Here is a 3,597-nt window from a genome sequence, read left to right on the forward strand (position 1 = left end):
CGCTGCTGCTCGCGAACCCGCTGTACACCGCGCTGCTGGGCGAGCGCCCCGCCCGGCCGGGCCACGGCCGCAACGGCGCCTGGTGGACGTTCCTCGGCCCGCCGGGGCGGGTGCGCCAGGGGCCCGAGGAGAGGCGCGCGATGGAGGCGGCCCTGGTGTCCGATCTGCGTGCCACCGTGAGCCGTTACCCGGCCGACCCGCGCCTGGGCTCCCTGCTCGACGAGCTGCGCGCGGACAGCCCCCGGTTCGCCGCGCTGTGGGAGTCGGGGGTCGTCGGGCGGCACGAGGCGGCGCGCAAGACGGTCGACCACCCCGACGTCGGCCCGCTGACGCTGGACTGCGACATTCTCACCGTCGCCGGCGACGATCTGCGTCTCATGGTCTACACGGCACAGCCCGGCACACCGGACGCGGACGGCCTGACGCTGCTGGCCACGACGGTGCTGCCCGCTCTCACCCGATCGCCACCGGCCGCCAACTCCCGCACCGAATCGATCACTTGACGCGGTCGAGTGCTCGCTCAGGGTTCCCAACCGGTCGGCGCGGACGTAACCTGGGCGCATGCCGCCTGTGATGTCTGGTTCCGCGCGGTCTGCCGACGAGGTCAACGAGCAGATCCGGGGCCTTTGGCTGCGCGCCGGGGGCCGGCTCACGACCGAACAGCGCGCACAGTACGAACTGCTGGTGACGGAGTGGGCCGACGCCGTCCGCGAACAGGCCCGCATCTCCGAAGCGGCCTGAGGCGTCAACGGCCCCCGGACCGACCGGACTTCAGCGCCCGCCGGCCACCCTCACCACCGTGCCCGTGGCGTACGCGGCGTCGTCCGACAGCAGCCAGGCGATGGCCGCGGCGACCTCGTCGGACGTACCCGCGCGACGCAGCGGAAGCCCGGACGCCATCCGCTCGGCCCGGTCCGGGTCGCCGCCGGTGGCATGCAGTTCGGTGTCGATGATGCCGGGGGCGACCGCGTTGACGCGGATGCCCGCGGGCCCGAGCTCCTTGGACAGGCCGAGCGTGAGGGTGTCCACGGCTGCCTTGGACGCGGCGTAGTGGACGTAGTCGCCGGGACTGCCCAACGTCGCCGCCGCGGAGGACACGTTGACGACGGCGCCGCCGCCGGAGGCGGCCATGTCGCGGGCGGCGCGGCGGCAACACAGCAGCACACCGAGGACGTTGACGTCGAGCACGCGGCGCAGGTCCTCGGTACGGGCGTCGACGAGCGCACCGAACGGTCCGGTGACTCCGGCGTTGTTCACCAGGCCGGTGAGCGGCCCGAGTCGGTCCTGCGCCTCGTCAAACATCCGCTCGACGTCGCCCTCTTGGGCCGTGTCGGCCCGCACGACGACGCAGCGGGCGCCGGTGGCGCGTACGGCCTCGGCGGTGCGCTTCGCCGCGTCCTCGTCCTGCACGTAGGACAGCGCGAGGTCGTGGCCCTCCCGTGCGAGTCGCAGTGCGGTCGCGGCGCCGATGCCGCGGCTGCCGCCGGTGACGAGGGTGAGGGGGCGGGTCAAGGGGTCCTCCCGAACGGTGATCATGTCGCGCGGGGAGCACCGTACCAGCGCCATTTCCCGACGACGCGCTCGCGCCCGGGGAGCTCGCCGCGGCCGGTCAGCCACAGCAGGGCGGCCCAGGGCTCGGCGCCCTCGGGCGCGTCCGGGAACAGGCGGTGCAGGGTGCGGGCGCACAGGTCGGCCGGGGGTACGAAGTCGAGTCCGAGGCCGCTGGTCATGTCGTGCGCGTGGACGAGCGTCTCGATGACGCCCATGGCGGCGAAGCCCTCGGGGTCGCTGGCCCCGAAGACGTGCTCGCCGCGGGCCGACCCGGGCGTGACGCGCGCGACGGCGGCGAGCAGTCCGCCGCAGGCCTCGATCACCTGGAGCAGTCCTGCCGGTCCGGCGCTCTTGTCGGCGGTGATGGTGTTGACGGGCCCTTCGGGGCGCCGCCGCTGCCCGCCGAAGGGCACGTACGCGTCGGCCATGGGGTGCGGGGAGCCGATCTGCGCCGCGTACCCGAACAGGTCGTCGGCGAGGTGCTCGCCGGTCTCCCAGCACGTCCACTCCAGCGAGCCCGCGAGGACGTCCCAGTCGGCGTCCCGCGCGGGACGCAGTGCGGCGAGGGTGAGCGCGACGGCCTCCAGGACGTCGTCGCCCGTGACGGGCCCCGGATCCTGGGTCGCTGACATGTTCGACTCTGCTGACATGGGGCGACCGTAGCAGCGATCGTCCCGGCCGCCCCGGGGATGCCGCGCGGCCCGCACGCCTCGCGCTCGGCGCCCCTCGATCAACTGATCCCGTAATACGTCGAGTTGCACCAGAATCCGGGACCCGCGCCCCGACGGCGGCAGGCCGCGGGCGGGCAACCCGGTCGCGCACGCCTCTTGGCTGCGCGGACCAGGGGCTCGACACTGAGCCGATGACACAGCGTGTGGAACTCGCGACCGTCCTGGACCGGCTCGCGGTCGACGAGTTGGTCACCGACTACGCGGTGACCGTGGACGACGGCGACTGGGCGGGCTACCGCGCCCTGTTCGCGCCGGACGGCCGTGCCGACTACCGGGAGGCGGGAGGCGTGGAGGGCAGCGCGGACGAGATCGCGCGCTGGCTGACCTCGACGATGGAACTGTTCCCGATGCGGCAGCACCTGATCGTCAACCGCAAGGTCCACTTCGACTCCGTGGACCGCGAGATCGGCGACACGGCCCGGGTCCAGGCCGACTACTTCAACCCCATGCGCTTCGCCGGCGAGGGCAGCGCCCCGGACTTCGTGTGCGGCGGACGGTACGCGTTCGACCTCGTCCGCACCCAGGGCGGCTGGCGGCTGCACCGGGTGACCGTCCACGAGAAGTGGCGGCGCATGCCCGAGCGGGCCCCCGCGGGCGCCTGAGCCCCTCCCCCACCTCGCCCGCGGCCCACTGTCGTTGATCGCTTCCGGCGCGCACACTGGACAGCAACCGGTGTCGTACGTGCAGGGAGGCGCGGCCCATGGAGCGTTGGCGGCAGCGGCTCGGCGCCTCGCCCTGGTGGCGCGGCGCCGCGGCGCTCTCGGCGGGCGCCCTGCCGGCGCTCGCGTTCCCGGCGCCATCGCTGTGGTGGTGGGCGTACGTCGCCCTCGTCCCGTGGATGCTCCTCGCGCGCTCGGCGGACACACCGCGCCGGGCCGCCCTCGACGGCTGGCTCGGCGGACTCGGCTTCATGCTGGCGGTGCACCACTGGCTGCTGCCGAGCCTGCACGTGTTCACCGTCGTGATCGCGGCGTTGCTCGGTGCCCTGTGGGCCCCGTGGGGATGGCTGGTGCGCCGGCTGCTGCACGGCGCCGCGTCGGCCGGTCAGGCGGCAGCCGCCCTGGTGGCCGTCCCCTCGGGCTGGCTGATGGTCGAACTGGTCCGCTCCTGGCAGGGGTTGGGCGGTCCGTGGGGTCTGCTCGGGTCCAGCCAGTGGCAGGTGGTGCCCGCGCTGCGGCTCGCCTCGGTGGGCGGCGTGTGGCTGGTGAGTCTGCTCGTGGTGGCCGTGAACACCGGGATCACCGTCCTGGTGGTCGCGCGCGGGGCGCGGACGCCCGCGGTGGCCGGGCTCGCCCTGACCGTCACGGTCACGGGC

Annotated in this window: 4 protein-coding genes and 2 pseudogenes; 4 read left to right on the forward strand and 2 right to left on the reverse strand. The window is 74.2% G+C overall.

The genetic code is table 11. From position 1 onward, the window contains the following. Together G3I40_RS04765 and G3I40_RS04770 are read left to right on the forward strand one after the other, a co-directional pair. Positions 1-503 (forward strand): annotated as a pseudogene (locus G3I40_RS04765) (transcriptional regulator); the annotation flags it as partial. Positions 504-561: 58 nt separating this feature from the next. Then, on the forward strand, positions 562-741 hold the full coding sequence (locus G3I40_RS04770) for a hypothetical protein (RefSeq protein WP_164300896.1): 180 nt from the start codon (positions 562-564) through the stop codon (positions 739-741). A 30-nt stretch (positions 742-771) separates the two neighbouring features. Here the strand turns inward: G3I40_RS04770 and G3I40_RS04775 are convergent, their stop codons facing one another. Then, positions 772-1,512, reverse strand: coding sequence for a glucose 1-dehydrogenase (locus G3I40_RS04775; RefSeq protein ID WP_164300897.1), 741 nt, complete (start codon positions 1,510-1,512; stop codon positions 772-774). A 20-nt stretch (positions 1,513-1,532) separates the two neighbouring features. Next, on the reverse strand, positions 1,533-2,201 hold the full coding sequence (locus G3I40_RS04780; protein ID WP_203643466.1) for a hypothetical protein: 669 nt from the start codon (positions 2,199-2,201) through the stop codon (positions 1,533-1,535). A gap of 212 nt (positions 2,202-2,413) precedes the next feature. On the opposite strand from G3I40_RS04780, the gene G3I40_RS04785 reads away from it, so the two are divergent. Next, entirely contained in the window at positions 2,414-2,884 is a 471-nt protein-coding gene (locus G3I40_RS04785; protein WP_164300898.1) for a nuclear transport factor 2 family protein, read from the forward strand. A gap of 98 nt (positions 2,885-2,982) precedes the next feature. Continuing rightward, positions 2,983-3,597 (forward strand): annotated as a pseudogene (locus G3I40_RS04790) (apolipoprotein N-acyltransferase); the annotation flags it as partial.

The sequence above is a fragment of the Streptomyces sp. SID14478 genome (assembly GCF_010548525.1).
Taxonomy (GTDB): Bacteria; Actinomycetota; Actinomycetes; order Streptomycetales; family Streptomycetaceae; genus Streptomyces.

What these genes read in the sequence shown, in the direction of transcription:
- G3I40_RS04770 (WP_164300896.1), top strand. Translation starts at nt 562, where the DNA reads ATGCCGCCTGTGATGTCTGGTTCCGCGCGGTCTGCCGACGAGGTCAAC.
- G3I40_RS04780 (WP_203643466.1), bottom strand. Translation starts at nt 2,201, where the DNA reads ATGTCAGCAGAGTCGAACATGTCAGCGACCCAGGATCCGGGGCCCGTC.
- G3I40_RS04785 (WP_164300898.1), top strand. Translation starts at nt 2,414, where the DNA reads ATGACACAGCGTGTGGAACTCGCGACCGTCCTGGACCGGCTCGCGGTC.